The sequence below is a fragment of the Mesorhizobium sp. WSM4906 genome (assembly GCF_029674625.1).
GTDB lineage: Bacteria > Pseudomonadota > Alphaproteobacteria > Rhizobiales > Rhizobiaceae > Mesorhizobium.
The window spans coordinates 46,882-71,783 of record NZ_CP121355.1 but is presented as its reverse complement, the minus strand read 5'-3'; the positions used below and the strand labels follow the sequence as shown (position 1 = coordinate 71,783).

The window sequence follows — 24,902 nt, the reverse complement described above, 5'->3', positions numbered from 1 at the left end:
AAATTGTTTATTGAGCGGGTGCGGCCGGCTTGGCCGGAGCGGCGCCTTCGGCCGGCTTGGCGGGTGCGGCACCTTCCGCGGGCTTGGCGCCTTCGGCGGGCTTGGCCTCGGCCGAAGCACCCGGCTGCGGCAGCGGCTTCGGATTGTCCGACAACGTGCGCAGATAGGCGATCACGTTGGCGCGGTCTTCATCCTTCGGCAGGCCGGCAAAGCCCATCGCCGTGCCCTTCACGAACTTCTTCGGCGAGGTGATGAAGTGGTTGAGGTTGTCGTAGGTCCACTTCTCGGCGCCGCCCTTGGAAAAGTCCTTCATGCCGGCCGAATAAGCGAAGCCTTCATGCTCGGCGACGGGCCGGTCGACGACATCCCAGAGGTCCGGACCGACTTTGTTCGGGCCGCCCTTCTCGCCGGAATGGCAGGCCTGGCACTTCTTGAAGATGGCGGCGCCCGCCTCGGCATTGGCGGTGGCGAGCAGGTCGGCGATCGGCTTGGCTTCGGCGGCGGGCGCTGCGGCACCGCCGCCTTCGGCCGGTTCTTGAGCCTCGATGGCGAAGCCGGGCTTCTCGGGCGCGGGGGAAGCAAACAGCGCGTCGGAAACGATGCCCACGGAAAAGACGACGAAGCAGGTTCCGAGGAATCCGCCGAGCAGCTTGTTGACTTCGTTGGAATCCATACGCCCCTTGCTCCCTTTTCCGGCGGACCGTCCCGTCCACTCCGTCCGTCGGTATCGCTAAAGGCCCGGGAGGGCCAGTCAAATCGCGCGGAAACTAGGTCTTTTGCTTCGGCGTTGCAACACCTATAAGGGCGCTTCCAGTGAGACGTTTTGCCACTTTCCATCCGCTTTCCCGGCCGCCCTGAAGTCCCATGTCGACATTGATCCTGATCCCCGCCCGCATGGCCTCGACGCGCCTGCCGGGCAAGCCGCTGGCCGACATCGCCGGCGCGCCGATGATCGTCCATGTCGCCCGCCGTGGCGCCGAGGCCGGGCTTGGCCGCGTGGTCGTGGCGACGGACACGGAAGCGGTTGCCTCGGCGGTCCGGGAGCACGGTTTCGAAGCGGTGATGACGCGTGCCGACCACGAATCGGGCTCCGACCGCATCTTCGAGGCCCTTGCCGCGATTGACCCGAGGAAAGAGGTCGGAACCATCGTCAATGTGCAGGGCGATCTGCCGACCATCGACCCTGAAATCATCGGCGCATCGCTGCGGCCCTTCGACGACCCGTCGGTCGACATCGCCACGCTCGGCGTCGAGATCGTCCGCGACGAGGAAAGGACCAATCCGAACGTCGTCAAGATCGTCGGCTCGCCGCTGTCCCCGACGCGGCTCAGGGCGCTCTATTTCACGCGCGCCACGGCGCCTTGGGGGGAAGGCCCGCTCTATCACCATGTCGGCCTCTACGCCTATCGGCGCGCGGCGCTCGAACGCTTCGTCGCGTTGAAGCCGTCGCCGCTGGAGCGCCGTGAACGGCTGGAGCAGCTGCGGGCGCTTGAAGCCGGCATGCGCATCGATGCCGAGATCGTCCGGTCGCTGCCGCTCGGCGTCGACACGCCCGACGATCTCGAACGCGCCAGGCAAATCCTTTCAAATTGAGACATCCGTAAGCGAGACATTGGCGAATGCCCGAAAAGACCAACAGAATCTCCTTCCAGGGCGAGCCCGGCGCCAACTCCGACACCGCTTGCCGCAACATGTTCCCGTCGATGGATCCGTTGCCCTGTCCGACTTTCGAGGACGCTTTCAACGCCGTGGAGACCGGCAAGGCCGATCTCGCCATGATCCCGATCGAGAACACGATCGCAGGGCGCGTCGCCGACATCCATCATCTGTTGCCGGAATCGCGCCTGCACATCGTCGGCGAGTATTTCCTGCCGATCCATTTCCAGCTGATGGTGCTGCCGGGTGTCAGGCGCGAAGAGATCAAGACGGTGCACAGCCATATCCACGCGCTTGGCCAGTGCCGCAAATACATCCGCAAGAACGGCTGGAAGCCGGTGGTCGCCGGCGACACGGCGGGTTCGGCCAAGATGGTTTCCGAGGTCAAGGATCGCACCATGGCCTCGCTGGCGCCTGCGCTCGCCGCCGAGCTCTACGGCCTCGACATCATCGAGAAGAATGTCGAGGACACCGACTCGAACGTCACCCGCTTCGTCGTGCTGACCAAGAACAAGCAGTGGGCCGAGCGGCCATCGCCCGACGCCAAGATGATGACCACCTTCATCTTCCGCGTCCGCAACGTGCCGGCCGCGCTCTACAAGGCCATGGGCGGCTTCGCCACCAACGGCATCAACATGACCAAGCTCGAGAGCTATCAGCTCGGCGCCTTCACCGCGACGCTGTTCTACGCCGACATCGAGGGCCACCCCGACGATCCGCTGGTCAAGCTGGCGCTCGACGAACTGCGCTTCTTCTCGCGCGAGATGCGCATCCTCGGCGTCTATCCGGCGAGCGCGTCGCGCGAGCAGTGGAAGGTCGCGGACTGAACGGTCTTCGGATTGGCGGGAGCCTTCGCGAGGTCGTCATCCACGGGCGGAGCGACGCGAAGCGGAGCGCAGACCCGAGGATCCATGCCGTTACCTCAGTCAAGGGGCGCAGCGGAGCAGAATTCTGGACCGTTGTAACGCTTCGACGTCACGGAATGGATCCTCGGGTCTACGCGCGTCGCTGCGCTCCTTGCTTCGCCCGTGGATGACGAAGCACGAAGGCCTTCGCCAATCTGCGACGTTTGCGCTCAACCCGCTTATCAGCCCCAACCCAACGGCACGTAGTCGATCTCCATGAACGCCTCGACCTCCGGAACCCAGCGGTCGCGTACGAAGGCGATATGGTCGGGGTGCTCGTTATACCTGGTGTAGGCGGCCTGGTCGGCGAACTCCATCGAGAAGCCGAACTGATAGTCGTTCTTGGGGCTCACCTGGCGCAGCTGCTCGAAATGCGTGACGCCTTTGATCTCGGTGAGGATCTTCTTCGCGTCGTGGAGGAAACGTTTCGCCTCCAGCGAATGCGGCGGATGCTTCAGCGTGAACACGACGGTATGACGGATCATTTTTCGGCTGCTCCTATTCGCTGTCGACCCAGGCGCGGATGAGGTGGTGGGCGATCGCCCCTTTCGGCGGTGTGATCAACCCGCCGGCATGCTCCCTGACCAGCATCGAGCGCACCTCGTCGCGGAAAAACCAGCGGCAGTCCTCCAGCTCGTTGAGGTCGGCCTGGATATCCTCGTTGAGCGGCTCGCCGAAGCAGCCGATCATCAGCGAATAGGGAAACGGCCACGGCTGGCTGGCATGATAGACGACACGGCCGAGCCGGATGCCGGCCTCCTCCAGCGTCTCGCGGCGCACCGCCGCCTCGATCGTCTCGCCCGGTTCGATGAAGCCGGCCAGCGCCGAATACATGCCCGGCGCGAAATGCCGGCCGCGCCCGAGCAGGCATTTCTCGCGCGTCGCCGTCAGCATGATCGCCACCGGGTCGGTGCGCGGGAAATGGTCGGTGCCGCAGGCCGGACAGTGCCGTCTGTAGCCGCCGGCGCGCATTTCGGAAGCATTGCCGCACTTGCTGCAGAAAGCGTGGCTGGCATGCCAGGCAAGCAGCGCCGCGCCTTGCGCCAGCGCGCCGGCGGCCGCTTCGTCGATCAAACCCTGCATGTAGACCGAACGATAGTCGATCGCCTTGATCGTCTCGGGCAACTTTTCCGGCTCGATGCCGGCGGGCACGGCAAGCACCGGGCCGTCCTCGGAAAAGCCGAGCAGCACGCCGCGGTCGAGCGAAACCTCGAAGGCCCGGCTTTCCGCCGTCTCGAACCAGGGGTCGAACCTGCCGTCGGCGAGTTTCAGATAGAGCCGGCCGCCATGCATCAGCATCAGCCGCGCCGATCGCTCGGCGAGCGCCTTTTCGACCGCGTCGTCGGCGCGGTTTTCCGACTGCCGGTCGATCCGGTTTCCGGCGAAACCGACGAACTGGCTCGGCTCGCGCAATGGCGCGTCAAACAGACGGAAGCTCATGTGGACTCGGGGTCTCGGGAAAGCGGGGGATGGACACTGGTCGGCTTATAGCGCTGCCTTGATGGTTTCGGCAAACCGGCGGATATCGGGGCGTTGATAGGGCTCGCGCATACCGTGCCCCCAGACCGGCCCGGGCCAGCCCGGGTCGCCCTCGGTGCGCGCGATGACGTGGACATGCAGCTGGCGCACGATGTTGCCGAGCGCGCCGGTGTTGATCTTGGTGCAGCCGGTCACCCGCTTCAGCGCCTGCGCCACCATGTTGGTCTCGAAGGTCAGCATCGCCTGGTCGAGCGGCGTCATGTCGTGCAACTCCTCGATGCCGGGCCGCTGCGGAACCAGGATAAGCCACGGCCAGCGACGATCGTTCATCACCCTGAGCTCGCACAGGCCGAGCCACATGAGCTGCTCACTGTCCGCCTCCAACCGGGCGTCTAGTGTGAAACCGGCCTTGAGGCCAGGCAGCATGGGCGTTTCCTTCGCTTTTGTAACTTTTTTCAAACCGGGGAACGCTAGAGCGGCGGCAAGATGGCTGCAAGCGAATCATTGGCCGCTATTGTTGATTTGAAGGCTTCTTGCCCGCCTGGCCGGGCCGGCCATTCACCTCCGCCCTTGCATTTCGGCGCCGAATTGCCGATATGGAGCGCGGGAGGTTGGTGGTGGACGATCCACTCGCCAACCGGGTCAGGTCCGGAAGGAAGCAGCCCTAACGAGCCCGGAACGGGTCATTGTTCCAGCCTCCCGCCTCTTCGCCTTTCTCCCGCGACATTGACGGCGCCAAGCCGTGCGGGCGAGACTATGCGCAGGAATCGGCCGCCTTCCGTCGCGGTCCTTGGAGCTTTTGACGGCGAATGAGCGAAGCCGGAAATTTGGGGCCAGAAAGCCTGGAGACAGGAAAGGCCGGCGCCTATCGCGTGCTGGCACGCAAATATCGGCCCTCCAATTTCTCCGAGCTGATCGGCCAGGAGCCGATGGTCCGCACCCTGACCAACGCCTTCGCCACTGGCCGCATCGCCCAGGCCTGGATGCTGACCGGCGTGCGCGGCGTCGGCAAGACGACGACGGCGCGCATCCTGGCACGGGCGCTGAACTACAAGACGGCGACCGTCGACCAGCCCTCCGTCGACCTCTCGATTCCCGGCGAGCATTGCCAGGCGATCATGGAAGGCCGCCATGTCGACGTCATCGAGATGGACGCCGCCTCCCACACCGGCATCGACGACATCAGGGACATCATCGACCGCGTGCGCTATGCGCCGGTCTCGGCCCGCTACAAGGTCTACATCATCGACGAAGTGCATATGCTCTCCACCCAGGCCTTCAACGGCCTGCTGAAGACGCTGGAAGAGCCGCCGCCGCACGTCAAATTCATCTTCGCCACCACCGAGATCCGCAAGGTGCCGATCACGGTTCTGTCGCGCTGCCAGCGCTTCGATCTGAGGCGCATCGATGCCGGCGCGCTCGTCGCGCATCTTTCTTCTATCGCCGCCAAGGAAGGCATTTCCGTCGACGACGAGGCCCTGGCGATGATCGCCCGCGCCGCCGAGGGCTCGGCGCGCGATTCGCTTTCGATTCTCGACCAGGCGATCGCCCATGGCAGCGGCACGGTCAGCGCCGAGGCGGTGCGCGCGATGCTGGGGCTCGCTGACCGCGCCCGCATCATCGACCTGTTCGAGCATGTCATGAAGGGCGACGTGGCGGCTGCTTTGGCCGAGTTCCGGGCGCAGTACGACACCGGCGCCGACCCTGCCGCCGTGCTCACCGATTTGGCCGAATTCAATCATCTCGTCACCCGGCTGCGTTTCGTGCCGGCGGCGGCCGAGGACGCCTCGCTCTCCGAGGACGAGCGGCGGCGCGGCGCGGAATTCGCGAGCACCCTGTCGGTGCGCGTGCTGTCGCGTGCCTGGCAGATGCTGCTCAAGGGCATCCCCGAGGTGCAGTCCTCCAACCGCCCGGTCAGCGCCGGCGAGATGGTGCTGATCCGGCTGGCGCACGCCGCCGACCTGCCGACCCTGGACGAAGCGCTGAAATCGCTGGAAGGCGCGGCGCCGGTGCCGAACGGCGCGCCGCGTGCCAACGGAGCGCCGGCAAGTCCCGGCAATGGCGGCGCCAGCGCGGTGGCGCAAACACGCATGCCGACCTCCAGCGGCGCGCAGACGATGCGGCTGGTCGAGGCGCAGCCGGTGCCTGCCGCCTTCGTTCCTGCGCCCGAGCCGGTCGTCGAGACGCCTGCCGTTCCGGTGAAGTCGCTGGCCGACATTGCGGCCCTTGCCGACGCCAATCGCGACATCGCCTTCAAGGTGCTCTTGAAGCGCTGCGTGCGGCTGGTGCGCATCGAGCCTGGCCGCATCGACGTCAGCCTGACCGACGATGCGCCGAAGATGCTGCTCAACGACCTCACCGCCAAGCTGCGCGCCTGGACCGGCCGCAACTGGCTGGTGTCGCTGTCGAAGGAAGAGGGTGGCCAGACGCTGGCCGAGAAGGAGACGACGAAGCGCGAGAACGCCTTCTCGGACGCCAGGAGCGATCCGACCGTCGCCGCCATCCTCGCCCGCTTTCCCGGCGCCAAGATCATCGACGTGCGCATTCCGGATGTGCCGGAGGTCGAAGGCACCGAGGCCGATCTGCCTGTCGAGCCGGCGGCGGACGATGACGAAATCTAGAGCATGATCCCGAACCGAAGGACCGCGTCAGTGAAAAGTGGGAACCGGTTTTTGCTTCGCTGACCTACGGTTCGGACAAGATCATGCTCCGACAAAAGAAACAAAGAGGATATTTGCGATGAAGGATCTTCTCGGCCTGATGGGCAAGGCGAAGGAAATGCAGGCCAAGTTCCAGGCCATGCAGGACGAGATCGCGACGCTCGAAGCCACCGGGCAGGCGGGCGGCGGCCTGGTCAGCGTGACGCTGACAGGCAAGTTCGAAATGAAGGCGCTGAAGATCGATCCGTCATTGCTCAAGGACGACGAGGTCGAGATCCTCGAAGACCTGCTGTTGGCCGCTCACAATGACGCCAAAAATAAGGTCGAGCAGGTCATGCAGGAAAAGACCAAGGCCTTGACTGCCGGCCTGCCGATTCCACCCGGAATGAAATTGCCATTCTGAGGCGCCTGCCGCCAGTTAATTGATTATGAATGAAAATCGAGCGCGGGCCGCAATATTAACCATTTTGCCGGCTTTGCTCACGGGCTCATTTCGAGGCATTCATAAAGTTTTACCCAAGTCCAGGGATTGCTAACCATCTAGCCATCTTTTTGCCTGAAAGAGTCTCATTCTTGCCACATCTCGGGGCGGGCTGGCATCTGGAAATGAGGCTTTTTTGTTGATCGCGACGCGATGGAAGACGCCGCTGCTGCTCATCGGCATCGCCGCTTCCCCCTTGTTCCTGGCCGGCTGCAGCCAGACCACGTCACATGGCATGTCGGTGGCGAGCCTGACCGACGCCGTCACGCCGAGCTTCCTTAGCTCGCGCTCCTACAAATACTCGATGAAGGACAAGGAGTGCCTGCAAAGGGCGATGTTCTTCGAGTCGAACCGGTCGAGCCGTGACGGCATGATCGCCGTCGGCACGGTCGTCATGAACCGGCTGCGCTCGGGCCAGCACGGCAGCACCATCTGCGAGGTCGTCGGCGAGAGGGGCCAGTTCGCCCCCGGCGTGATGACGCGGCCGATGAACTCGCGGGCGCTGCCCGATGTCGAGGAGGCCGCCCAGGCGGTGCTCAAGGGCGAGCGCAAGGCCAAGCTCATGAACACGATGTATTTCCACACCGCCGGTCTGCGCTTCCCCTACAAGAACATGCACTACACGATGGTGGCCGGCGGCAACGCCTTCTATGAGAAGCGCGGCCGCAATTGGCAGCCGCTGCCGGACGAGCCCGTGGTCGCCATGGCCTCCGACAAGTCGCAGAAGACCGACCCCGCCGCTCCGGTGCTCGTCCCTTCCGCCGAGCCGGTGGTCAAGACCATTGTCCATGCCGATCCGGCCAAGCAGGCCGCAATGACCGCGGTAGCGGCGCCGGTGCCTTCGGCCAAGCCAGCGGCCGTTCCGGCCGAGCAGACCGTCATGACGGCTTCCGCCGCGCCCTCGCAGAAGTCCGGCCGCGTCACGGCGAAGCCGACCGTGGTGGCGATGCAGGAGCCGATGGAGGAGCCGGACGCGTCCCGCTTCGGCGGCACGCTGAAAGGCCGGTATGTCACCTCCGTTCCGAGCGCTCCCCAGGAAGCGGCGATGGGTTTCCAATCGACGCCTGAGAACACCGATGCCATTGGCGCGCTGATCGTCAGCCAGAACCGACCGCTCTAAACCTGTTGAGTCGACCCTCGGCACACGGCCCGCCTTGGCGGCAAGGCGGGCCGTGCATCGTTGCGACTGTTCCAAAGCGCTCCGAAAAATCCTAGATCAGAGCGATGTCGAAGCGAATCGCCGGTCCAGAGATCGAACGCCTGATCCAGCTCCTGGCCAAGGTGCCGGGGCTCGGTCCGCGTTCGGCAAGGCGAGCGGCCCTCCATCTGATCAAGAAGAAGGAGCAACTGCTGCAGCCACTCGCCGCCGCCATGGGCGAGGCGGTCGACAAGGTGCGCATCTGCTCGACCTGCGGCAATGTCGACACCTCCGACCCCTGCATGATCTGCACCGACCCGCGTCGCGATGCCGGCACGCTGATCGTCGTGGAGGACGTCTCCGACCTCTGGGCGCTGGAGCGTGCCGCCGCCATGAACGTGCGCTACCACGTGCTCGGCGGCACGCTGTCGCCGCTCGACGGCATCGGCCCGGACCAGCTCAACATCCGCTCATTGATCGACCGCGTCGCCGGCGGCGAGGTGAAGGAGGTGATCCTCGCCGTCAACGCCACCGTCGAGGGCCAGACGACGGCGCATTACTTGACCGACCAGCTCTCGGGCTTCGAAATCAAGGTGACACGGCTCGCGCACGGCGTTCCGGTCGGCGGCGAGCTCGATTACCTCGACGAAGGCACGCTGGCCGCGGCGCTGCGCTCGAGGACGGCGTTTTGAGCGCAGCGAGACGGAGGATGCGCGCTATGACTGGAATGCATCCTTCGAAGTTGGCGCTAAGCACCCCCCTCTGTCCTGCCGGACATCTCCCCCTCAAGGGGGGAGATTGGATGTCGCCCTGGCTTTCGCCAATCGCCAACGTTGAAAGGAAAATGTTGCCGGCGAAACTGCCAATCTCCCCCCTGTATGGACTGGGGACATCGCGAACAGGTGTGCGAAGACATCGCGAACAGTTTCGTGCGTTTTGCGCGGGGAGGTTCGTGGTGCCATTCGAGGCCAGGAGCGTGATGAGCCAGAAGGAAGAGTTTGTAAGACTGGCGCTGGCGCCAGGGGCGAATGTGAGCGCGCTGTGCCGTCGCTTCGGGATCGGACGAACCTGCGGGCACAAATTGATCGCGCGGTTTGGTGCGGAAGGCGTAGCCGGGCTGGCGGAGCGTTCGCGGCGGCCAAAGTCGAGCCCGCGGCGCAGCCCGCCGTCGCTGGAAGCAGCGGTTGTGTCGCTGCGGAAGGAATGCCCGGCCTGGGGTGGGCGCAAGATCGCTGGCGTGCTCGAGCGCGACGGCATCGGCGCCATTGCTCCTTCGACGGTGAGCGGCATCTTGCGGCGCAACGGCGTCGAGCTGGGTGCGTTGGGCGGCGGCGCTCAGCCCTTCATCCGCTTCGAGCACGAAGCCCCCAACGATCTGTGGCAGATGGACTTCAAGGGCCATGTGCCACTGCGCCAGGGACGGCTGCATCCGCTCACCGTGCTCGACGACCATTCGCGCTTCTCGCTGGCCCTGGAGGCCTGCTCCGACGAGACGACCGAGACCGTCAAGGCGCGGCTGATCACGGCGTTCCGGCGCTATGGCCTGCCGTGGCGCATCGCCATCGACAACGGCCCGCCCTGGGGCGACGGCGGCCGCAACAACCTCACCGTGCTCGGCGTCTGGCTGATCGAGGTGGGCGTGGCCATCAGTCATTCCCGGCCCTACCATCCCCAGACGCTGGGCAAGGACGAGCGCTTCCACCGCTCCCTCAAGGCCGAGGCGCTGCAGGGGCCGCCCTTCGAGAGCCTCCAGCACGCCCAGAGCGCCTTCGACAGCTGGCGCCATCTCTACAACACCAAGCGCCCGCACGACGGCCTTGCCGGCGCTGTGCCGCTCGACCGCTACCGGCCCTCCGGCCGCGACTTCTGCGAGACCGTGGCGCCCTTCGACTACGCCGCCGGCGACCTCCTGCGCAAAATCCAGCAGAAGGGAGCGACCTCGCTGTTCGGGCGTGCCTTCAAGATCTGCAACGCCGTCGCCGGCAAGGTCGTCGCCTTCAGGCCGACCGAAATCGACGGCGTCTTCGATGTCTTCTTCCGACACCAGAAGATCCAAACCATCGACCTCAACCAGTTCCAGCGCTAGCATGGGAAACTGTTCGCGATGTCTTCGCACACCTGTTCGCGATGTCCCCAGTCCATACACCCCCTTGAGGGGGAGATGTCCGGCAGGACAGAGGGGGGTGCCTGGCGCCGGCTTCTCAGATTGGCTGTACTTTCCTTCCTTGCAGCACTTGTCGGGCTGTTCCTCTCCATCCCCACCCGCGCCGCCCCCATCGACGGTCAATTCCAGGCCTGGCTGCAGAACGACCTCTGGCCCGAAGCCAAGGCCAAGGGCATCTCCAAGAAAACCTTCGATGCCGCCTTCATCGGCGTGAAGCCGAACCTGAAGCTGCCGGACCTCGTCATGCCCGGCGTGAAGCCGACGACGCCCGAAAAGCAGCACCAGGCCGAGTTCGGTCCGCCCGCCAATTATTTCGCCGAGAAGATCATTCGCGCCGTCACCACCGGTGGACGGGCGCGCGAGAGTGCCAATGCGAGGGTGCTCGGGCTGATCGAAAAGCGCTACGGCGTGCCCGGCGACATCGTGCTGGCGATCTGGGGCCGCGAGACCGGCTTCGGCGCCGCCAAGATGCCTTACGACGCCTTCGAGGTGCTGGGCACCAAGGCGTTCACGTCGACGAAAAAGGATTTCTTTCGCATCGAGGTGCTGGCCGCGCTCGAGATCGTCGAGCGCAGGCTCGCCCCGGTCGATGCGATGAAGTCGTCCTGGGCCGGCGCGCTCGGCCAGCCGCAATTCATGCCGACGTCCTTTCTGAAGCACGCCGTCGATTTCGATGGCGACGGGCGGCCCGACATCTGGAACTCGACGCCCGACGTGCTCGCTTCCATCGCCAACTATCTCGTCCATTATGGCTGGGTAAGGGGACGCGGCTGGGGGACGGAGGTGATCGCGCCGGCAAACGTCTCCTGCTCGCTTGAAGGACCGGACCAGGGCAAGAAGATTTCCGACTGGGTGGCGATGGGCATCAGGCGCGCCGACGGCAAGGCGTTCCAGGCCAGCGAGCTGAAGGCCGAAGGCTTCCTCCTGATGCCGGCCGGGCGCAGCGGCCCGGCCTTCATCGTCACGCCGAACTTCTATGTGCTGAAGGAATACAACACCAGCGACCTCTATGCGCTGTTCATCGGCCACGCCGCCGACCGCATCGCCAAGGGTGACGTCACCTTCTCCGGCACCTGGGGCCCGGTGGGCGATCTCCACCGGTCCGACATCGCGGCACTCCAGCAGGCGCTGCAGGCGAAGGGCTACGACGTCGGCAGCGCCGACGGCCTGCCCGGCTTCAAGACGCGCCGCTCGATCGGCGTCTGGCAAGCGAAGAACGGCAAGCCTGCGACCTGCTTTCCCGACGCGACCCTGGTTGCGCAACTGAAATGACGGTGACTTCCAAGGGTCGAAAGTCTAGCAGATTTTTCCTGATTGAAGGCTTCGATTAGCCGGCGCACGGGTCGACTCGTGACCACTCGTTCTGGCCCAATAAGCTGTTTCGCAAAATGCGCGTTGCCGGTACGAACGCTGCCGAATAGGGTGTTGACCAACTGGACAAAAACCACGACGGTAAGTGGTCCAAGCCGCCGTCGGCTTCGCAAAGAATAATGCAGCCCTGAGCCGGGAACCTCAGGTCAACAAAACAGGGAACGATCATCATGATGCTGGAAAAGTTTGCTCTCCGTGGCTTGCTTGCGGGTGTGGCGATGTCTGCGCTGCTTGCGGCGCCCGCTTTTGCGGTCACGCCTGCCGACACGCTGGTCGAAGGCTTCGCCATCGACGACATCATCTCGATGGATCCGGGCGAGGCGTTCGAGCTGTCGACCGCCGAAGTCACCGGCAACACCTATGATCTCCTGGTACGACTCGACCTCAGCGACACCTCCAAGGTCAAGGGCGACCTCGCCGAGAGCTGGACCGTTTCCGACGACGGCCTGACCTACACCTTCAAGCTCAAGCCCGGCATGAAGTTCGCTTCCGGCAATCCGATCACCGCGGCCGACGTCGCCTACTCCTTCGAGCGCGCCATCAAGCTCGACAAGAGCCCAGCCTTCATCATCAATCAGTTCGGCATCAGCGGCGACAACGTCACCGAGAAGGCCAAGGCGGTCGACGACACGACTTTCCAATTCGTCGTCGACAAGGCCTACGCGCCGAGCTTCGTGCTGAACTGCCTGTCGGCCACCGTCGCTTCCGTCGTCGACAGCAAGCTGGTCAAGGAACATGTCGCGGCCGTAACGCCCAGCGCCGACTACAAATGGGACAACGACTTCGGCAATGCCTGGCTGAAGACCGGCTATGCCGGCTCCGGCCCCTACAAGCTGCGTGAATGGCGCGCCAATGAAGCCGTCGTTTTGGAGCGCAACGACAACTACAACGGCGAAAAGGCGAAGCTGGCCCGCGTCATCTACCGCAACATGAAGGAAAGCTCCGCCCAGCGTCTGGCGCTCGAAGCCGGCGACATCGACGTTGCCCGCAACCTCGAGCCGAACGACCTCGACGCCGTCGCCAAGAACGCCGATCTCACCACCACCAGCGCCCCGAAAGGCACGGTCTACTACATCAGCCTCAACCAGAAGAATCCGAACCTTGCCAAGCCGGAGGTTCGCCAGGCGTTCAAATATCTGGTCGACTACGACGCGATGGCCTCGACCATCCTCAAGGGCATCGGCGAGATCCATCAGTCCTTCCTGCCCAAGGGCGACCTCGGCGCCGTCGACGAGAATCCCTTCAAGCTCGACGTCGCCAAGGCCAAGGAACTGCTCGCCAAGGCCGGGTTGGCCGATGGCTTCAAGGTGACCATGGACGTGCGCACCGGCCAGCCGACCACCGGCATGGCGGAATCGATCCAGCAGACGCTCGGCCAGGCCGGCATCAAGCTGGAGATCATCCCTGGCGACGGCAAGCAGACGCTGACCAAGTACCGCGCGCGCAACCACGACATCTATATCGGCAACTGGGGGCAGGACTATTTCGATCCGAACTCCAACGCCCAGACCTTCGCCTCGAACCCGGACAATTCCGACGCGGCCAAGATCAAGACGCTGGCCTGGCGCAATGCTTGGGACATTCCGGACCTGACCAAGGAAACCGAGGCGGCGCTGCTGGAGAAGGATTCGGCCAAGCGCGGCGACATGTACAAGGACCTGCAGCAGAAGATCCTCGATACCAGCCCCTTCGTCATCATCCATCAGCAGCTGGAAGTGGCGGGACTGCGCAAGAACCTCAAGGATTTCAAGCTCGGCCCGAGCTTCGATACCAATTTCGTCTGGACGGTTTCCAAGTAGGCTCGTCGGACGCGTGAGCGTAGCTGAAAACCAGGCGGCGGCAGGGCGCGGCAGCGCCCGTGCCGTCGCCATTTTATCATCGGTTGGCCGCTTCCTGGTCATCGCGGTGACGACCTATCTCGGTCTTCTCGCGGTGACCTTCTTCATCGGCCGCGTCATCCCCATCGATCCGGTGCTGGCCGTGCTCGGCGACCGTGCGCCGACGGCCGTCGTCGAGCGCACGCGCCGCGAGATGGGCCTCGACCTGCCGCTGATCGAGCAGTTTTACATCTATGTCAAAAGCGCGCTGAGCGGCGATTTCGGCACCTCTGTACTGACCACCAATCCGGTTATGTCCGACATCCGCCGCGTCTTCCCGGCGACGATCGAGCTCGCCACGCTGGGCACCATCATCGGCGCCGTCATCGGCGTGCCGCTCGGTGTGCTGGCGGCGGTGCGGTGCGGCAGCCTCATCGACCAGATCGTGCGCATCATCGGCCTGATCGGCTATTCCGTGCCGATCTTCTGGCTGGGACTGCTCGGCCTCGTGCTGTTCTACGCCAAGTTGCAATGGGTCGCCTTTCCGGCGCGGCTCGACGTCGTCTACGAATACACCTTCACGCCGATCACCGGCTTCTACCTTCTCGACGCGGCGATGCAGGGCCAGTGGGATGTCTTTTATGACGCCTACCGCCACATCATCCTGCCGGCCTCGCTGCTCGGATATTTCGCGCTCGCCTATATCAGCCGCATGACACGCTCCTTCATGCTGAACGAAATGGCGCAGGAATACATCGTCGCCGCGCGCGCCAAGGGCCTGTCGGAAACGCGCATCATCTGGGGCCATGCGCTGCGCAATGCAGCAGTGCCGATGGTGACGGTGATCGCGCTCTCCTATGCCAGCCTGCTTGAAGGTTCGGTGCTGACCGAGACCGTTTTCTCCTGGCCGGGCATCGGACTCTACATCACCAATTCGCTGCAGAACGCCGACATGAACGCGGTGCTCGGCGGCACCATCATCATCGGCTCGGTCTTCATCGCCATCAATCTTCTGTCCGACCTGCTCTATCGGCTTCTTGACCCAAGGACGAAGGCCGGATGATCAGAGGTATCGCATTCTCGGGCGTGGCCGCGGCCGATCACCCTCACTACGGCCCTTCGGGCCACCTCTCCCCCTACCCGGGGGAAAGGAAAAGCCGGCGCCTTTCCTCTCCCCCGTCGAATGGGGGAGAGGTGGTCTGCGAAGCAGACCGGAGTGGGGGTCGACAGCTTCAAGAGGCATCGTCATGACCGCCTCCGACGCCGGCCCTCTCTCCCGTCGCCAATGGTTGCTGTCGGAGCGGCCGGCCTCGCGCGTGCAGGCGCGGCTCGGCCGCGCCTATGTGGCGTGGCGGCGTTTTTCTGCCAACCGGTTGGCCCTCGTCGGTCTGCTGATCATCCTCGCGCTGGTCGCGGTCGCCGCCTTTGCCGGCGTGCTGGCGCCCTATTCGCCGACCGTGGGCGATCTGAAGAACGCCCGTTTGCTTCCGCCCGGCGCGGCGCACTGGTTCGGCACCGACGACCTTGGCCGCGACATCTATTCGCGCATCGTCTACGGTTCGCGCTGGACGCTCTACGTCGTCATCCTCGTCGCCGTCATCGCCGCCCCCATCGGCCTGCTGGTCGGCACTGTCGCCGGCTATGCCGGCGGCTGGACCGACACCATCCTGATGCGCATCACCGACATCTTCCTCGCCTTCCCGAAGCTGGTTCTGGCGCTTGCTTTCGTCGCGGCGCTCGGGCCCGGCATCGAGAACGCGGTGCTGGCGATCGCCATCACGTCATGGCCGCCTTATGCGCGCATAGCCCGCGCCGAGACGCTGACGGTGCGCAACTCCGATTTCATCAAGGCGGTGCAGCTGATGGGCGCTTCGCCCTTCCGCATCGTGCTCCGCCACATCATGCCGCTCTGCATCTCCTCGCTGATCATCCGGGTGACCCTCGACATGGCCGGCATCATCCTTACCGCCGCCGGCCTCGGCTTCCTTGGGCTCGGCGCGCAGCCGCCGCTGCCCGAATGGGGCGCGATGATCGCGTCGGGTCGCCGCTTCATCCTCGACCAGTGGTGGGTAGCTGCCGCGCCGGGTGCTGCCATCCTCATCGTCAGTCTCGGCTTCAACCTGCTCGGCGACGGCCTGCGCGACGCGCTCGACCCACGGAGCGGCGACCAATGAGCGGCAATGCAAAAGGCGCGCTTCTCGAAGTCGACGACCTGCGCGTCACCTTCCCGACCCGCACCGGCATCGTGCAGGCCGTGCGCGGCGTTTCCTTCTCGCTCGGCCGCGAGCGGCTGGGCATCGTTGGCGAGAGCGGCTCCGGCAAGTCGCAGACCGGCCGCGCCATCATGGGGTTGACCCCACCGCAGGCTGAGGTGTCGGCGAAGAAGCTCAGCTTCGAAGGCATCGATCTGCTCTCGGTGTCATCCAGCCAGCGTCGGGCGCTGCGCGGAAACCGCATCGCCATGATACTGCAGGATCCCAAATATTCGCTCGATCCGGTGATGACCATCGGCCGCCAGATCGTCGAGACGCTGCGCACGCATGAGAAGGTCGGAAAGGCGGAAGCCCGCGAGCGTGCCCTGGAGATGTTGCGGGCGGTGCAGATACGCGATCCGGCGCGTGTCTTCGATCTCCACCCGCACGAGGTCTCGGGCGGCATGGGCCAGCGCGCCATGATCGCCATGATGCTGATCGCCGGACCGGAATTGATGATCGCCGACGAGCCGACCTCGGCGCTCGACGTCACCGTGCAGCTCGATGTGCTCAACATCCTCGACAGGCTGGTCGCCGAGCGCGGCATGGGGCTGATCTTCATCTCGCACGATCTGCGCCTGGTCTCGTCATTCTGCGACCGCGTCGTCGTCATGTATGCCGGCAAGGTGGTCGAGCAGCTCAAGGCCTCCGAGCTGCGCGATGCCCGGCATCCCTACACGCGCGGCCTGCTCAACTGCATGCCGAGGATCGGCTTCGAGCGCCACCCGCTGCCGGTGCTCGACCGCAAGCCGGAGTGGGCGGCATGACGGCAGCACTTTCCGTCGAAGGGCTGGAGGTGGTCTTCGACCGTTTTCGTGCGCTGAAGGGCGTCAACCTCGAAGTGCGGGAAGGCGAATCCTACGGTCTGGTCGGCGAAAGCGGCTCCGGCAAGTCGACGCTGCTGAGAGCAATCACCGGCCTTGCTCCTGTCGCCGGCGGCACTATCACCGTCAACGGCAAAACGCTCGGCAAGACACGCGACAAGGCCTTCTACCGCGATGTGCAGATGGTCTTCCAGGATCCGTACGGCTCGCTGCATCCGCGCCAGACGGTCGACCGGCTGCTGCAGGAGCCTTTAGCCATCCACGGCATTGCCGATGGCGAGAAGCGCATCGAGCGCGCGCTGGACGAGGTCGGCCTCGGCAAGGGCTTCCGCTTCCGCTACGCGCACCAGCTTTCCGGCGGCCAACGCCAGCGCGTGGCGATTGCCCGGGCACTGATCCTCGAACCCTCGATCCTTTTGCTCGACGAGCCGACCTCGGCGCTCGACGCTTCCGTGCAAGCCGAGGTGCTGAACCTGCTCGAAGAGGTGCGGCGGCGGCGCAAGCTCACCTTCCTGATGGTCAGCCACGACCTCGCCATCATCACCCATATGTGCGAGCGGCTGATGGTGATGCAGAACGGCGAGGCGGTCGAGACGCTGACCGCCAGCCAGCTTATCGGCCATCGCGTCAGCGAGGACTATACGCGCAATCTGCTCAGGGCGAGCGAGGGGTTTGTGAGAGTGTAGGGCGACCGCCTCAGGCTGTCGCGCCCTCCGATACCGCTTCGTTGTGCCCAGTCTCGTCCTCCGGTCCCCGCTTTGGCGGCTCCTTGATCCGGAACCATGTCACATAGAGCGCCGGCAGGAAGAGCAGCGTGATCGCCGTGCCCGCGATGATGCCGCCCATCATGGCATAGGCCATCGGCCCCCAGAACACTTCGCGCGCGATCGGGATCAGCGCGAGACTGGCGGCGGCCGCGGTCAGCGCGATCGGCCGCATGCGGTGCTCGGTCGCCTCGATCACGGCCGCCCAGCGCTCCTTGCCTTCGGCGACGAGATCCTCGATCTGCACGATCAGGATGACCGAGTTGCGGATCAGGATGCCGATCAGCGCCAGCACGCCGAGTATGGCGACGAAGCCGAGCGGCGCGCCGCTCGGCACCAGCGCCGCCACCACGCCGATCAGGCCGAGCGGCGCCACCGCCACCACCAGGAACAGGCGCTGGAAGCTCTGCAGCTGCACCATCAGGATGGTCGCCATGATGAACAGCATCAGCGGCACGACGGCCGCGATCGGCCCCTGGCTGTTGGCGCTCTCCTCGACCGACCCGGCGGTCTGCACCGAATAGCCGGGCGGCAGCTTGGCGATGAAGGCGTCGACCGATGGCTTCAGCTCGTTGACGACGGTTGCCGGCAAAACGTCGCCGACCATGCCGGCGCGCACGGTGATCGTCGGCGTGCGGTTGCGCCGCCACACCGTCGGCTGCTCCAGGTCGTAGCGGATGTTGGCGACCGCGGCGAGCGGGATCGCGTCGCCATTGCCGGTCGGCAGTTGCATGTTCTGCAGCGTCGATATCGAGCTGCGGTCCGCCTCGCGCGAGCGCGCCACGACATTGATCAGGTAAGTGGCGTCGCGCACCTGCGTGATCGTCGCGCCGCCTACCGTGCTGTTCAACGCGCTGGCGATGTCGGACGAGGTGATGCCGAGCTGGCGCGCCTTGTCCTGCAGCACGTCGACCCTCAGCATACGCTGCGGCTCGTTCCAGTCGAAGGTGGGTGCCGCGAGCTTCGGATTGGCCGAGATCACGCCGGCAAACTGCTGCGCCAGTTCGCGCACGGTCTGGATATCCGGGCCGCCGACGCGGTACTGCACGGGGCGTCCGACCGGTGGCCCGAGCTCGAGCGGCTTGACGAAGGCATCGGTGCCGACGAATTCCTCGCGCAGCAGCTTTTCCAGTGCCGGCTTGACGCGGTTGCGCGCCTCGATGCTCTTGGTGACGATGACGGTCTGGCCGAAATACGGATTGGCCGGCTGCACGTCGAAAGCGAGCAGGAAACGCACCGCGCCCTGGCCTATATAGGATGAGAAATGGTCGATGTCGGGGTTTCCGACCAGTGCGCGCTGCTCGAAGCGCTCCATCTGGTCGCGCGTCTCGGCGATCGATGAGTTCTGCGGCAGGTTCCAGTCGACGATCAGCTCCGGCCGATCCGAGGGCGGGAAGAACTGCTGCTGGACGAGACCGAAGCCCGCGATGGAGGCCGCGAACAAAAGCACGGTCGCGATGATGGTCAGCCAATGGCGGCGCACCGAAAAGACGAGCACGCGGCGGAACAGCGAGGTGAAGCGTCCAGGCTGGTCATGATGTTTCGCCTTCATCTTGGCCGGCAGGATGGTGACGCCGAGCAGCGGGGCGAACAGCACCGCCACGATCCATGACACGAGCAGCGACACGGCGATGACGACGAACAGCGTGAAGGTGTATTCGCCGGCGGCGCTGTTGTTGAGGCCGATCGGAATGAAGCCGGCGACCGTCACCAGCGTGCCGGTCAGCATCGGGAAGGCGGTCGAGATGTAGACATAGGTCGCCGCCTTGCGCAGGTTGTCGCCCACTTCCAGCCGCGCCACCATCATCTCCACCGCGATCATCGCGTCGTCGACCAAAAGGCCGAGCGCGATGATCAGCGCGCCGAGCGAAATGCGCTGCAACGAGATGCCGAGATAGGCCATGACCGTGAAGGTGATGGCCAGCACCAGCGGGATCGATAGCGCCACGACGAAGCCGGCACGCAAGCCGAGGCTGACGAAGGACACGGCAAGCACGATCGCCACCGCCTCGAACAGCGCGCGGGTGAAACCGGAGACCGCCTCCTCGACGATGACCGGCTGGTCTGCCACCAGGTGCACGCCGACGCCGATCGGCAGGTCGGCCAGCACTTTTTCCATCTCCTTGTGCAGCGCCTCGCCGAATTCGAGCAGGTTGGCGTTGGGCTTCATGCCGATGGCGAGCCCGATCGCATCCTGGCCGTTGAACCGGAACAAGGCCGTCGGTGGGTCGACATAGCCGCGCGTGATCGTCGCCACGTCGCTCAGCCGGAAGAAGCGGTCGTTGACACGCAGGTTGATGGCGCGAAGGCTTTCCTCAGAGGTGAACTGGCCGCCGACGCGCACGCTGACGCGCTCCGGCCCGGATTGGATGACGCCCGACGGCGTGATCGCGTTCTGTGCCTGCAGGCTGGCGACGATCTGCTGCTGGTTGAGGCCGAGCGCCGCGATCTGGCGGCTCGAGAATTCGAGATAGATCGCCTCGTCCTGGGCGCCGACGAGATCGACCTTGCCGGCATTTGGCACCGTCAGGATCTTGGTGCGCACATCCTCGACATAGTCGCGCAGCTGGCGCGGCGTCAGTCCGTCGGCGGTGAAGGCGTAGATGTTGCCGTAGACGTCGCCGAAGCGGTCGTTGAAGAATGGCCCCTGCACGCCTTGCGGAAATTGCGCCCAGATGTCGTTGACCATGTTGCGCACCTGCAGCCAGGTCGGCACGACGTCGCGCGCCTTGGTGGTCGGCTTCAGGTTGACGAAGATGACGGTCTTGCCGGCGGTCGTGACCGATTTGGTGTAGTCGAGGCTGTCGAGCTCCTCGAGCTTCTTTTCGATGCGGTCGGTCACCTGGCGCACGGTCTCGTTGACCGAAGCGCCCGGCCAGTTCGCCTGGATCAGCATCGTCTTGATGGTGAAGGCCGGGTCTTCCTCGCGGCCGAGGTGAAGGTAGGAGAAGATGCCGGCCACGACGAAGACCAGCATGAAATACCGGACCAGCGAGCGGTGGCTGAGGGCCCAGTCGGAGAGGTTGAAGTCTTTCATCAGACCCCTCCCTCCGGCACCTTGACCTTCTGGCCTTCGACGAGGCTGTGGACGCCGGCGGTGACCACGCGCATGCCGGCCTCCAGCCCTTGCGCCACCGTGAAGGCGGCGCCGTTCTTCGAAGCGACCTTGATCTCGCGTGCGCTCACGCTCGATGATTGCGGATCGACGATCCACACCTTGTCGGCGCCGTTCTCCTGGAGCAGCGCCGACATCGGCAGCTCTATCGTGGGCGCCACCTTCGTCATGCGGGTTGCGGTGATGGTCGAGCCCAGCCGGAACGCTGGCGGCGGATCGGTGAGCGTCAGCCGCACCCGGCGGGTGCGGGTCGAGCCTTCGGCCTGTGGTGCGATCTCGCGCAGCTTGGCCTCGGTGGTGATCGAGGGCAGTGACTGCAGGATGATGTGGAACGGGGTACCGACGGCGAGATCGCCGGTCAGCTGGTCGGGGATGTCGACCACCGCCTCGCGCGGATCGGTGCGCGCCACGGTGACGACCGTCTGGCCCGGCGATACCGTCTGGCCGACTTCCGCGCCTGTCGCCGTGACGACGCCGTCGAAGTCGGAGAACAGCCGCGCATAGCCGAGCTGCTCCTGCGACTTGGCCAAAGCGGCGTTGGCCCGCTCGACGCTGGCCGCCGCCGCTTGCCGGGCCTGCTGCGCGGCGTCGAAGACGGACTGCGGAGTGTTGGCGGAGGCAAGCAGGGCGCGCTGCCGCTCCTCGCTCGCCGCCGCATTGGCGAACTGCGCCTGCGCGTTCGACAAATCCGCTTTCGACGCCTGGAGGGCGAGCTCGAGCGCCGTCGGATCGAGCGCGGCGATCGTCGTGCCCTTGGTGACGATGTCGCCCACCTTGACGTCGCGCGAGACGACGCGGCCGAGCAGACGGAAAGCAAGGTCGGCGCTGTATTGCGGCTCGACAGTCCCGGCAAAGCCAAAAGTTTCCACGGACTTCGGTTCGACGACCATCGACAGCACCGGCCGGATGATCTCGGGCGGCTTCTCTTCCGAGCGCGAGCAGGCGGCGAGCGACGCGAGCAGAACAAGAGCGGAAACGCCAAGCCGTGGGTTCATTGACCGGCTCCCGCTATGTCGATCGTCTGGCCGGGGCTGAGCAATTGCCCGCCGGCGGTGACGACGCTCTGGCCGGCCTCGAGCCCTTTGTCGACGACGACCACGCCGGACTCGAAGGCAAGCACCTCGATCGGCGCCGTCGTCACGGCCTTGCTCGACGGGTCGACGATCCAGACGGCCGGTTTGCCGGCGGTGGACGTCAGCGCCTGCCAGGGCAGCAGCACGGCTTTCACCGCCTTGGCGCTGACGGTGCCGATGACGGCCGCACCCAGTGGCATACCTGTAGGTGTGTCGGGTATGCCGACCTTGACCCGGATCGATCCCGACGCGGTGTCGACTGCCGGCGAGATTTCTCGCACCTTGCCCGTCGCCTTGACCTGCGGGTCGGAGAGCAGCGTGATCGTCACGGCCGGCGCCGAAGGCGTCTGGGCAACCAGCGTCTCATGCACGTTGAACACCGCATCGCGGTCGCCATCCTCGGCGATGGTGAAGACGGTCTGCGCCGCTTGCACCACCTGTCCAGCCTCGACCTGGCGCGCGGTGATCACACCTGCGGCACCCGCCTTGAGTTCGGTGAAGGACAGGTTTTCCTTGGCGTTGGCCAGGGCGCTTTGCGCGGCCTCGACGCTGCCTTGCGCCACTTTCAGCGTCTGGTCGGCGCTGTCGAAGTCGCGCCGGGTCGTAAAACCCTGCGAAAGCAGCGTCTTTTGCCGTTGGTAGGTGGCTGCGGCCTGGGTGAGCTGCGCCTGCGCGGCGTCGAGATCGGCCTGCGCCGAGCGCAGGTCCGATTCCTGTTCCTGCGGATCGATGCGGGCAAGCACCGCGCCCTGATCGACATGCTGGCCCACATCGACCAGCCGCTCGGCGACCCGGCCGCCGACGCGGAACGACAGATTGTTGAGCGTGCGCGCGGCGATCACGCCGGTCAGCGAGGTTCTTGGCGCGTAGTCGGCGAGCGCGACCGTCTGCGTGGTGACCATCACCGGCAGCCTCTTTTCCGCCGCCTGCTGCTTCTGGCAGCCGGCCACTGAAAGGGCTGCGGCGCAGATGAAGAGCAGCAGGACGTTTGGACGAGACGAAAGACGGGGCGGCGAAGACGGCAAGGCGGACGTCGCGATCCTGCTCATGGTTCCCCTCGGCCGCGGGAGCCGCTCCTGACGGCGCTACGTCGCGGATGAAATGAGGATAATCGATCGACAGGAAAAGGAAACCGTTTCTGCTCCGTGATCGACCGGCTGGTTAAAATGATTTCGGCCCTGCGGCAGGCCCAATCGACTGGGCCATGGTGCCAACTTGAGGAAAACGTGAAATAAGGCGAGAAGAGCTCCATCAAACGGACAGGCCCCCCTCGATGAGGGATGGCCCGGTGAGGGACGACATGAAGAATTCAACTATTTCCGAACGCAAGAACCAGTCGATCTCGCGCGGCGTCGGCATGACCACGCAGATCTACGCCGATCGCGCCGAGAATTCGGAAATCTGGGACGTCGAGGGCCGCCGCTACATCGACTTCTCTTCCGGAATCGCCGTGGTCAACACCGGTCACCGCCATCCGAAGGTGATCGAGGCGGTCAAGGGCCAGCTCGACCGTTTCACCCACACCTGCCATCAGGTGGTGCCCTATGAGAGCTATGTGCGCCTCGCCGAGCGGCTCAACGTCATGCTGCCCGGCAAGTTCGACAAGAAGACGATTTTCGTCACCACCGGCGCCGAAGCAGTCGAGAACGCGATCAAGATCGCGCGCAACGCCACCGGCCGCCAGGCGGTCATCGCCTTTTCCGGCGGCTTCCACGGCCGCACCTTCATGGGCATGGCGCTGACCGGCAAGGTCGTGCCCTACAAGGTCGGCTTCGGCGCCATGCCGGCCGATGTCTTCCATGCCCCGTTCCCGGTCGCGCTGCACGGCGTCTCGGTCGCAGATTCGCTTGCGGCGCTCGACAAGCTGTTCAAGGCCGATGTCGATCCGGCCAGGGTCGCCGCCATCATCGTCGAGCCGGTGCAGGGCGAGGGCGGCTTCTACGAGGCGCCGCGCGACTTCATGACGGCGCTGCGCAAGATCTGCGACCAGCACGGCATCTTGCTCGTCGCCGACGAGGTGCAGACCGGCTTTGCCCGCACCGGCAAGATGTTCGCCATGGAGCACCACGACGTCGCACCCGATCTCACCACCATGGCCAAGAGTCTCGCCGGCGGCTTTCCGCTGGCGGCCGTCACCGGCCGCGCCGAGATCATGGACGCCCCTGGTCCCGGCGGCCTTGGCGGCACCTATGGCGGCAGCCCGATCGGCGTCGCCGCCGCCCATGCGGTGCTCGACGTCATCGAGGAGGAAAAACTCTGCGACCGCGCCAATGCGCTGGGCGCCAGGCTGAAGCAGCGCCTGGTTTCGATCCGCGAGGATGTGCCGGAGATCGTCGACATCCGCGGCCCGGGCTTCATGAACGCCGTCGAGTTCAACGACGTCAACAAAGGCTTGCCCTCTGCAGAATTCGCCAATGCGGTGCGGCTGAAGGCGCTCGACAAGGGCCTCATCCTGCTCACCTGCGGCGTCTACGGCAACGTCATCCGCTTCCTGTCGCCGATCACCATCCAGGACGGCGTGATGACAGAGGCGCTGGATATCCTGGAGAGTTCGATCCGCGAAGCGCGCGCGGCGTGAAGGGCGGCCTCGCATTTCTCCTGACGGCTTTCACCAAGCCGGGCGAACGTGCCGTCAGGAGTCCGGGTTCTGCAACCAGGCTGGAATATCCATCTTGGCGTGCAGAACCCGCCACACATCGATATGGTCAGCCTGTTCAAGATAGAAAATCAGGTACGGATAGCGCTTGAATTGCACGCTGCGCAGACCGGGTAATCCAACTTCGTAGCCGTGCCTCGGAGAGCCCGATGCCGGATAGGTCGCTATCAGTTCGTAGGTATTTTGAAGATCCTCGACATAGCCCAACGCCATGTGCGAACCGACTTCGCGCGCATAATAATCGATAGCGTCCTCGATATCCCGCAAAGCAAGGTTTCGAGGAATGATCGCCTTTGTGGCCACTAATTATCGGCCCTGCGCTCGTTTTCGCAGCGCTGCGAAATAGTCATCGTCAACCGGAGCGCCCGGCGCGGACGACGCGCCCTCGAGGAGCAAACGGCGCAGACGTTGACGATCCTGATCGTGGCGGATCAATTCACGCACATACTCGCTGCTCGTGCCATAGCCGCGATTCGCAACTTGCTGATCGACATAATGCTTCAGGCTGTCAGGCAGCGAAATGTTCATCGTGCTCATTATGGCACTT

At 64.8% G+C, this 24,902-nt stretch carries 23 protein-coding genes and 1 other RNA gene; 15 read left to right on the top strand and 9 right to left on the bottom strand.

What is annotated here, in order from left to right:
- Positions 1–7: 7 nt before the first annotated feature.
- On the bottom strand, positions 8–673 hold the full coding sequence (locus QAZ22_RS00345) for a cytochrome c family protein (RefSeq protein ID WP_278204972.1): 666 nt from the start codon (positions 671–673) through the stop codon (positions 8–10).
- Between the two features lie 191 nt (positions 674–864).
- Here QAZ22_RS00345 and QAZ22_RS00340 point away from each other — a divergent pair, with 191 nt between their 5' ends.
- Both QAZ22_RS00340 and QAZ22_RS00335 read left to right on the top strand, forming a co-directional pair.
- On the top strand, positions 865–1,593 hold the full coding sequence (locus QAZ22_RS00340) for a 3-deoxy-manno-octulosonate cytidylyltransferase (protein WP_278204971.1): 729 nt from the start codon (positions 865–867) through the stop codon (positions 1,591–1,593).
- A gap of 26 nt (positions 1,594–1,619) precedes the next feature.
- Positions 1,620–2,483 (top strand): prephenate dehydratase, encoded by an 864-nt coding sequence (locus QAZ22_RS00335; RefSeq protein WP_278204970.1) that lies wholly within the window; start codon positions 1,620–1,622, stop codon positions 2,481–2,483.
- Positions 2,484–2,743: 260 nt separating this feature from the next.
- Here QAZ22_RS00335 and QAZ22_RS00330 read toward each other — a convergent pair whose 3' ends face one another.
- The 3 genes from QAZ22_RS00330 to QAZ22_RS00320 are packed head-to-tail and all read right to left on the bottom strand — an operon-like array spanning position 2,744 to position 4,466.
- On the bottom strand, positions 2,744–3,046 hold the full coding sequence (locus tag QAZ22_RS00330; RefSeq protein WP_278204969.1) for a Dabb family protein: 303 nt from the start codon (positions 3,044–3,046) through the stop codon (positions 2,744–2,746).
- 13 nt (positions 3,047–3,059) lie between these two features.
- A complete protein-coding gene (nudC, locus tag QAZ22_RS00325; RefSeq protein ID WP_278204968.1) occupies positions 3,060–4,001 on the bottom strand; it encodes an NAD(+) diphosphatase in 942 nt (313 codons plus the stop codon).
- Positions 4,002–4,046: 45 nt separating this feature from the next.
- On the bottom strand, positions 4,047–4,466 hold the full coding sequence (locus tag QAZ22_RS00320; protein ID WP_278204967.1) for an HIT family protein: 420 nt from the start codon (positions 4,464–4,466) through the stop codon (positions 4,047–4,049).
- Positions 4,467–4,646: 180 nt separating this feature from the next.
- Here QAZ22_RS00320 and ffs point away from each other — a divergent pair.
- The 12 genes from ffs (at position 4,647) to QAZ22_RS00260 (ending at position 17,433) form a co-directional block, all read left to right on the top strand.
- An RNA gene (gene ffs / locus QAZ22_RS00315) (signal recognition particle sRNA small type) lies at positions 4,647–4,743 on the top strand.
- Between the two features lie 106 nt (positions 4,744–4,849).
- Entirely contained in the window at positions 4,850–6,661 is a 1,812-nt protein-coding gene (locus tag QAZ22_RS00310; protein WP_278204966.1) for a DNA polymerase III subunit gamma/tau, read from the top strand.
- Positions 6,662–6,779: 118 nt separating this feature from the next.
- Entirely contained in the window at positions 6,780–7,103 is a 324-nt protein-coding gene (locus QAZ22_RS00305) for a YbaB/EbfC family nucleoid-associated protein (protein WP_071101772.1), read from the top strand.
- A 217-nt stretch (positions 7,104–7,320) separates the two neighbouring features.
- Positions 7,321–8,301 carry a cell wall hydrolase gene (locus QAZ22_RS00300; RefSeq protein WP_278204965.1) on the top strand — a complete coding sequence of 327 codons (981 nt, stop codon included), beginning with the start codon at positions 7,321–7,323 and terminating at the stop codon, positions 8,299–8,301.
- Positions 8,302–8,405: 104 nt separating this feature from the next.
- Entirely contained in the window at positions 8,406–9,011 is a 606-nt protein-coding gene (gene recR / locus QAZ22_RS00295; protein ID WP_278204964.1) for a recombination mediator RecR, read from the top strand.
- A gap of 287 nt (positions 9,012–9,298) precedes the next feature.
- A complete protein-coding gene (locus QAZ22_RS00290; protein WP_278207931.1) occupies positions 9,299–10,405 on the top strand; it encodes an IS481 family transposase in 1,107 nt (368 codons plus the stop codon).
- Between the two features lie 75 nt (positions 10,406–10,480).
- On the top strand, positions 10,481–11,755 hold the full coding sequence (locus tag QAZ22_RS00285) for a lytic murein transglycosylase (protein ID WP_278204963.1): 1,275 nt from the start codon (positions 10,481–10,483) through the stop codon (positions 11,753–11,755).
- A 269-nt stretch (positions 11,756–12,024) separates the two neighbouring features.
- A complete protein-coding gene (locus tag QAZ22_RS00280; protein WP_278204962.1) occupies positions 12,025–13,653 on the top strand; it encodes an ABC transporter substrate-binding protein in 1,629 nt (542 codons plus the stop codon).
- Between the two features lie 13 nt (positions 13,654–13,666).
- A complete protein-coding gene (locus QAZ22_RS00275; RefSeq protein ID WP_278204961.1) occupies positions 13,667–14,734 on the top strand; it encodes an ABC transporter permease in 1,068 nt (355 codons plus the stop codon).
- Between the two features lie 184 nt (positions 14,735–14,918).
- Positions 14,919–15,845, top strand: a complete 927-nt coding sequence (gene nikC / locus QAZ22_RS00270; protein WP_278204960.1) for a nickel transporter permease — start codon at positions 14,919–14,921, stop codon at positions 15,843–15,845.
- Positions 15,842–16,690 (top strand): ABC transporter ATP-binding protein, encoded by an 849-nt coding sequence (locus QAZ22_RS00265; RefSeq protein ID WP_278204959.1) that lies wholly within the window; start codon positions 15,842–15,844, stop codon positions 16,688–16,690. The genes nikC and QAZ22_RS00265 overlap by 4 nt, the downstream gene beginning before the upstream one ends.
- Positions 16,687–17,433, top strand: coding sequence for an ABC transporter ATP-binding protein (locus QAZ22_RS00260; protein ID WP_278204958.1), 747 nt, complete (start codon positions 16,687–16,689; stop codon positions 17,431–17,433). Before QAZ22_RS00265 ends, QAZ22_RS00260 begins: the two co-directional genes overlap by 4 nt.
- A 10-nt stretch (positions 17,434–17,443) precedes the next feature.
- Here the strand turns inward: QAZ22_RS00260 and QAZ22_RS00255 are convergent, their stop codons facing one another.
- From QAZ22_RS00255 to QAZ22_RS00245, 3 genes are read right to left on the bottom strand one after another with little or no spacing between them, the layout of a single operon-like run.
- Positions 17,444–20,548: an efflux RND transporter permease subunit gene (locus tag QAZ22_RS00255; RefSeq protein WP_278204957.1), complete on the bottom strand. Its 3,105-nt coding sequence runs from the start codon at positions 20,546–20,548 to the stop codon at positions 17,444–17,446.
- On the bottom strand, positions 20,548–21,621 hold the full coding sequence (locus QAZ22_RS00250) for an efflux RND transporter periplasmic adaptor subunit (protein ID WP_278204956.1): 1,074 nt from the start codon (positions 21,619–21,621) through the stop codon (positions 20,548–20,550). Before QAZ22_RS00250 ends, QAZ22_RS00255 begins: the two co-directional genes overlap by 1 nt.
- On the bottom strand, positions 21,618–22,748 hold the full coding sequence (locus QAZ22_RS00245) for an efflux RND transporter periplasmic adaptor subunit (protein WP_278204955.1): 1,131 nt from the start codon (positions 22,746–22,748) through the stop codon (positions 21,618–21,620). The genes QAZ22_RS00250 and QAZ22_RS00245 overlap by 4 nt, the downstream gene beginning before the upstream one ends.
- 251 nt (positions 22,749–22,999) lie before the next feature.
- Between QAZ22_RS00245 and QAZ22_RS00240 the strand changes: the two genes are divergently transcribed.
- Positions 23,000–24,277, top strand: coding sequence for a 4-aminobutyrate--2-oxoglutarate transaminase (locus tag QAZ22_RS00240; protein ID WP_278204954.1), 1,278 nt, complete (start codon positions 23,000–23,002; stop codon positions 24,275–24,277).
- 54 nt (positions 24,278–24,331) lie between these two features.
- Here the strand turns inward: QAZ22_RS00240 and QAZ22_RS00235 are convergent, their stop codons facing one another.
- Both QAZ22_RS00235 and QAZ22_RS00230 read right to left on the bottom strand, forming a co-directional pair.
- Positions 24,332–24,658, bottom strand: a complete 327-nt coding sequence (locus QAZ22_RS00235; protein WP_278204953.1) for a type II toxin-antitoxin system RelE/ParE family toxin — start codon at positions 24,656–24,658, stop codon at positions 24,332–24,334.
- 3 nt (positions 24,659–24,661) lie between these two features.
- Positions 24,662–24,892, bottom strand: coding sequence for a type II toxin-antitoxin system ParD family antitoxin (locus QAZ22_RS00230; RefSeq protein ID WP_278204952.1), 231 nt, complete (start codon positions 24,890–24,892; stop codon positions 24,662–24,664).
- Positions 24,893–24,902: the final 10 nt, after the last annotated feature.

What these genes read in the sequence shown, in the direction of transcription:
- QAZ22_RS00340 (WP_278204971.1), top strand. Translation starts at nt 865, where the DNA reads ATGTCGACATTGATCCTGATCCCCGCCCGCATGGCCTCGACGCGCCTG.
- QAZ22_RS00305 (WP_071101772.1), top strand. Translation starts at nt 6,780, where the DNA reads ATGAAGGATCTTCTCGGCCTGATGGGCAAGGCGAAGGAAATGCAGGCC.
- QAZ22_RS00265 (WP_278204959.1), top strand. Translation starts at nt 15,842, where the DNA reads ATGAGCGGCAATGCAAAAGGCGCGCTTCTCGAAGTCGACGACCTGCGC.
- QAZ22_RS00290 (WP_278207931.1), top strand. Translation starts at nt 9,299, where the DNA reads ATGAGCCAGAAGGAAGAGTTTGTAAGACTGGCGCTGGCGCCAGGGGCG.
- nudC (WP_278204968.1), bottom strand. Translation starts at nt 4,001, where the DNA reads ATGAGCTTCCGTCTGTTTGACGCGCCATTGCGCGAGCCGAGCCAGTTC.
- QAZ22_RS00285 (WP_278204963.1), top strand. Translation starts at nt 10,481, where the DNA reads ATGTCCGGCAGGACAGAGGGGGGTGCCTGGCGCCGGCTTCTCAGATTG.
- QAZ22_RS00245 (WP_278204955.1), bottom strand. Translation starts at nt 22,748, where the DNA reads ATGAGCAGGATCGCGACGTCCGCCTTGCCGTCTTCGCCGCCCCGTCTT.
- QAZ22_RS00280 (WP_278204962.1), top strand. Translation starts at nt 12,025, where the DNA reads ATGATGCTGGAAAAGTTTGCTCTCCGTGGCTTGCTTGCGGGTGTGGCG.
- QAZ22_RS00230 (WP_278204952.1), bottom strand. Translation starts at nt 24,892, where the DNA reads ATGAGCACGATGAACATTTCGCTGCCTGACAGCCTGAAGCATTATGTC.
- QAZ22_RS00330 (WP_278204969.1), bottom strand. Translation starts at nt 3,046, where the DNA reads ATGATCCGTCATACCGTCGTGTTCACGCTGAAGCATCCGCCGCATTCG.
- QAZ22_RS00335 (WP_278204970.1), top strand. Translation starts at nt 1,620, where the DNA reads ATGCCCGAAAAGACCAACAGAATCTCCTTCCAGGGCGAGCCCGGCGCC.
- QAZ22_RS00310 (WP_278204966.1), top strand. Translation starts at nt 4,850, where the DNA reads ATGAGCGAAGCCGGAAATTTGGGGCCAGAAAGCCTGGAGACAGGAAAG.
- QAZ22_RS00345 (WP_278204972.1), bottom strand. Translation starts at nt 673, where the DNA reads ATGGATTCCAACGAAGTCAACAAGCTGCTCGGCGGATTCCTCGGAACC.
- nikC (WP_278204960.1), top strand. Translation starts at nt 14,919, where the DNA reads ATGACCGCCTCCGACGCCGGCCCTCTCTCCCGTCGCCAATGGTTGCTG.
- QAZ22_RS00240 (WP_278204954.1), top strand. Translation starts at nt 23,000, where the DNA reads ATGAAGAATTCAACTATTTCCGAACGCAAGAACCAGTCGATCTCGCGC.
- QAZ22_RS00255 (WP_278204957.1), bottom strand. Translation starts at nt 20,548, where the DNA reads ATGAAAGACTTCAACCTCTCCGACTGGGCCCTCAGCCACCGCTCGCTG.
- recR (WP_278204964.1), top strand. Translation starts at nt 8,406, where the DNA reads ATGTCGAAGCGAATCGCCGGTCCAGAGATCGAACGCCTGATCCAGCTC.
- QAZ22_RS00250 (WP_278204956.1), bottom strand. Translation starts at nt 21,621, where the DNA reads ATGAACCCACGGCTTGGCGTTTCCGCTCTTGTTCTGCTCGCGTCGCTC.
- QAZ22_RS00320 (WP_278204967.1), bottom strand. Translation starts at nt 4,466, where the DNA reads ATGCTGCCTGGCCTCAAGGCCGGTTTCACACTAGACGCCCGGTTGGAG.
- QAZ22_RS00260 (WP_278204958.1), top strand. Translation starts at nt 16,687, where the DNA reads ATGACGGCAGCACTTTCCGTCGAAGGGCTGGAGGTGGTCTTCGACCGT.